Source organism: Variovorax sp. dw_954, assembly GCF_018449755.1.
GTDB lineage: Bacteria > Pseudomonadota > Gammaproteobacteria > Burkholderiales > Burkholderiaceae_C > Variovorax.
In genome coordinates this window covers 1-4,144 of sequence record NZ_JAAVVD010000065.1, presented here as the reverse complement: position 1 = coordinate 4,144, position 4,144 = coordinate 1, and the positions used below count along the sequence as shown (strand labels likewise).

The window sequence follows — 4,144 nt, the reverse complement described above, 5'->3', positions numbered from 1 at the left end:
GAAGGTGAGAACGAATTGAAGCCAACGAAATGAACATGACACAGCAATCGACCATCCTCATCGTTCCCGGTCTTCGCGACCATGTGGAAGACCATTGGCAGACGCACCTCGCGCGCCACCTCTCGGGCCACCGCAAGGTCGTCACGGTGCCGCCGCTGGAGGTCGACAAGCTCAGCCGCGCGGCACGCGTCGCGGCCATCCAGCGCACGCTGGAGGGCATCGACGGCCCGGTCCTCGCCGTGGCCCACAGTGCCGGCGTGGTCATGCTGGTGCATTGGGCACAGGCGCACGCGCAAGCGAGGCCGCTGGAAGGCGCCTTGCTCGCAGCCCCGCCGGACTTCGAATCGCCCCTGCCCGCAGGCTACCCAACGCTGGACGCGCTGGAGGACAACGGCTGGCTGCCGCTGCCGCGATCGCCGCTGCCCTTCCGCAGCATCGTGGCGGCCAGCACCAACGATCCGCTGGCCAGCTTCGAGCGCGTGCACGACATGGCGAGCGCATGGGGCAGCCGCCTGGTGAACGTGGGTCCCGTAGGCCACATCAACCCGGCGTCCGGCCACGGCGAATGGCCACTGGCGGAAGAATTCATCCACGCCCTCGAGGCGTGAAACGAACCCACCCCCGAATGCGCCTGCGGCGCCACGGGGAGCGCCCAGCGGCCCGGCAAAGCCGGTTCCGCGGGTGCCCACGAACAGGCGGTGCTCACCCTCGTTTCATGCGTCGCGGGTCACGTGAAAGCGTGGTGGAAAACTGAGGCTACGGCCGCATCCAGGCGCTGCCGAACTGCACGTAGAAGACCGGGCCGGTCGGCCCGTAGGCCACGTCGAAGCCCATGTGCATCCCGTACTTGCGGGCGATTTCATAGCGGATGCCGAAGCCGCCGGTCGTCACGTTCTGCGAGGCGCGATTCTGCGAACTGTCGTTGCGCGTCGCGCCGATGCCGGCGAATCCCACGAGGCTGAACCTTTCCCAGAACTGCCAGCGCAGTTCCGCCTCGGTCTGGGCGGTGTAGTCGCCCTGGAAGCGCATGATGGGTACGCCGCGCAGGCTGATGTAGGGCCGCAGGTAGAACGGCACGTCGCCAAAGCTCAACGTCGAACTTCCCATCAAGCCGAGCGTGAGATTGCGCGACAGCGGCACGTAGTGCATCGCCATCAGGTTCACCCGCTTGAAGTTGGTGTCGCTGCCCAATGCCTTGCTGAACAGGCCGGCGGACAGCTCCAGGTAGCTTCCCTTGGTCGGCGTGAACATGTTGTCGCGCGAATCGAAACTCACGAGCGGCAGCAGGCCGCCGACCGTGGACTCGCCCTGGAATCCGGGCGGCAGCCGTCCCTCTTCCTGCCCGCTGACGCTGGTGGCGGTCTGGGCCAGCGCGTAGCCCAGGCCGATCCAGGCCTGCGAATCCCCGAGCCGATAGCGTGCCTGCGCCACCAGCCCGGTCGTGCGCAGGTTGTAGGCCGCGGGGAACGCCTCCAGCGCGGGGTCGCGGCCGATGCCGTAGAAGTTCAGGTTGACGGAGGCGCGAACCACGCCCACCAGGGTCGTCACGCGATCGTCGAGCCAGTGGCGCATGTCGCCGGCGAACGCGCCCTTGGTCCCGTTGTCGGTGCCCAGCGCGCCGAGGACCGTGACGTTGGGCCGGCCGAACCCGGCCGCCGCGCCCTCTCCCTGCTTGTCGATGAAGGTCACCGCACCCGCCGCGCCGAGGCCGATGGTCGGCTCGGTGATCGGGATGGCGACCGGCACGAAGCCGTAGCTCTGGTCAAGGAACCCGCCGAGGTCCAGCCAGCCGTCGTCGGGCGAACGGATGCGCGACGATGCCTCCGGCTTGGCCGGCGCCTCGGACGCGACGTCCTGCGCACGCGCACGGCTCACGAGCAGCGCGCAGCACACCAGCAGCAGCAGCCAATGCACGGCAACACGGGACTCGTTCACGTGGGCGCTCCTCGCATCTGGATTCTTGAACGCAACCCAGCATGTTGCAGGCACTGTGCCAAGCCCAATTGACCCGCATCAATCCCGGTCCGGTCGTCATGCGCGGGCCGGCGCGCCAGCAGCTACGACAACAAAAAAGCCACCCGGACCTTGCGGCAGCGGGTGGCTCGTGGGTCTTTCAACCTCGGCTGGCGTGCGCCAGCGTCAGGTCAGAAGGCGTGGCGGATACCGAAGTCGTAGCCCATCGCGTTCTTGGCCTCGTAGCCCGAACCGGTGGTGAGGAAGGTATTGGTGAACCCCGGGGTGCCGGTGGTGAAGGTGCTGTTGGCGTTGAAGTTCGCGCCGTTCTTGTTCTTGATGAGGGTGCCGGTGACGTACAGCGCGGTGCGCTTGGACAGGTTGTGCACGTAGCCCAGCGCAAACTTGTCGGCCTCCGGCTCCGGCGGCACCAACGCGGTCGCCAGCGTAGGCGCCGAGGTGTAGTTCAGCTTGACGTGCGACCAGGCCGCGCGGATCAGGCCCGGGCCGACCGGGACGGTTGCGCCGAGCAGGTAGCCATCACCCTTGTAGTCACCCGTGCCGACGAGCGGCGGGGTCACGTAGTCGAACACGTTCTTCACGCGCGACACCTCACCGAAAAGCTTCACCACGCCGAAGTCGTACGAAGCGCCCAGGTTCGCCGTCTTGACCTTGGTGGTTTCGCCGAGGAAGTAGTTGTCGCCGGTGATGCTCTGGCCGTAGGAGGCAGCGATGTCAAGGCCGCCGTTGGCATAGCCGAAGCGGCCGCCGCTGTAGCCGCCGGTGCGGCTCTTGTTCAAGGGCGTCGCCGGGGTGGTCGCACCCGGGTCGTACTTGACCTGCTCGTTGAACGCGTACATCACCTGGCCGTAGAAGCCGCCCAGGTTGGGGGGCAGGATGTAGCCGACCGAATTGCTGGCGCGGATGTAGTTGGCATTCGAGAACAGGCCGCGGTCGACGCCGGCAGCGGTGACCGTGCGCGGGCCCGAGCTCATCGTGGCGATCAGGTTGGTGCCCACGCCGTTGACGCCGAAGGGATCGAAGATGCCGTCGTTCCAGAACGAGGGCGTGTAGTCGCGGCCCAGGCGCAGTTCGCCGAAGTCGCCCGACAGGCTCACGGTCGAGCGACGGCCAAAGGTCGAGAGGCCCACGACACCGTCGTCGTTGGACATGGGCGATTCGAGCCAGAAGCTTGCCGCCAGTCCACCGCCCAGGTCTTCCGTGCCACGGAAGCCGAGGCGACTGTTGTTGTAGTTGCCGCTGGTCAACGCCCACTGGCTTTGCTTCAGGTCGGGCGTGCCGACGAAGTTGACCAGGGGAGCGCCGGGCGTACCGACGAACTTGCTGGTGGTCTGGTAGTAGCTGACGCCAGCGTCGACCACACCAAACAGGGTGACGGAGGATTGTGCGGATGCGGTACCGGCGAGAGCCAGCGCCGCCAAGGGCAGGAGAGTCTTCTTCATGATGATTACAGGCAGGGCGCTACGGCATGGGACCGGAGCTTCAGTTGTGGGATATGCGGACCGTCAGGCCCGCGGATTCGGGTGAACTCGTCACCTTGCAGCCGGGCTCGACTGTAGGGATGCACCCTCCCCGACGTTTCGCTTTTGACGCCAGCCCTTTCGCTTTTCGTGCCTACCTAGGGGCGACCCTTAGTCCCCTGTTTGTTCGCCGCCACATCAACGATCCGTAGACGGTTCCCCTTGACGTCCGCGGCGATGGTCGTGCATGCCGCGCCCGCCAGGATGCGCCCGCGAACGGTCCGCCGACTCGATCAACCCCTCGTCGCGATCGCGGCGATCAGGCGTAGACGATGCCCTTGGTATCCGCGGCGATGGTCGTGCCTGCCTCGCCAGCCAGGATGCGGCCGAGATCCGCCAGCTCGCCGATGGCGGCCCGCTTGCCGGTCGAGCGCACGAAGCGGCAGGCCGCCTCCACCTTGGGCCCCATCGATCCTGCGGCAAAGGTCATGGCGGACAGCGCGTCCGGCGAGGCACGGCGGATCGCGCGCTGCCCCGGCTTGCCCCAGTCGACGTAGACCGCGGGGGCATCAGTCAGCATCACGTACATGTCCGCGCCCAGTTCGCGCGCGAGCAGTTCGGTGGCCAGGTCCTTGTCGATGACGCATTCGATGCCGGCGAGCTTGTGGTGGTCGGCGCCCTGCCCGTAGGCCGCCGGGATGCCGCCGCCG

Annotated in this window: 3 protein-coding genes and 1 pseudogene; 1 reads left to right on the top strand and 3 read right to left on the bottom strand. The window is 67.1% G+C overall.

The genetic code is table 11. From position 1 onward, the window contains the following. The first annotated feature begins 29 nt into the window (after positions 1-29). Positions 30-608 carry an alpha/beta hydrolase gene (locus tag HB681_RS37350; protein ID WP_213959942.1) on the top strand — a complete coding sequence of 193 codons (579 nt, stop codon included), beginning with the start codon at positions 30-32 and terminating at the stop codon, positions 606-608. Positions 609-756: 148 nt separating this feature from the next. On the opposite strand, the gene HB681_RS37345 is transcribed toward HB681_RS37350, so the two are convergent. From HB681_RS37345 to HB681_RS37335, 3 genes and pseudogenes are all read right to left on the bottom strand, one after another. Further along, entirely contained in the window at positions 757-1,935 is a 1,179-nt protein-coding gene (locus HB681_RS37345; protein WP_213959941.1) for a BamA/TamA family outer membrane protein, read from the bottom strand. A gap of 209 nt (positions 1,936-2,144) precedes the next feature. After that, the gene (locus tag HB681_RS37340) at positions 2,145-3,416 is read right to left on the bottom strand and encodes a porin (RefSeq protein WP_213959940.1); all 1,272 of its coding nucleotides are present in this window, start codon (positions 3,414-3,416) and stop codon (positions 2,145-2,147) included. Positions 3,417-3,753: 337 nt separating this feature from the next. Then, positions 3,754-4,144 (bottom strand): annotated as a pseudogene (locus HB681_RS37335) (carbamate kinase); the annotation flags it as partial.

What these genes read in the sequence shown, in the direction of transcription:
- HB681_RS37350 (WP_213959942.1), top strand. Translation starts at nt 30, where the DNA reads ATGAACATGACACAGCAATCGACCATCCTCATCGTTCCCGGTCTTCGC.
- HB681_RS37340 (WP_213959940.1), bottom strand. Translation starts at nt 3,416, where the DNA reads ATGAAGAAGACTCTCCTGCCCTTGGCGGCGCTGGCTCTCGCCGGTACC.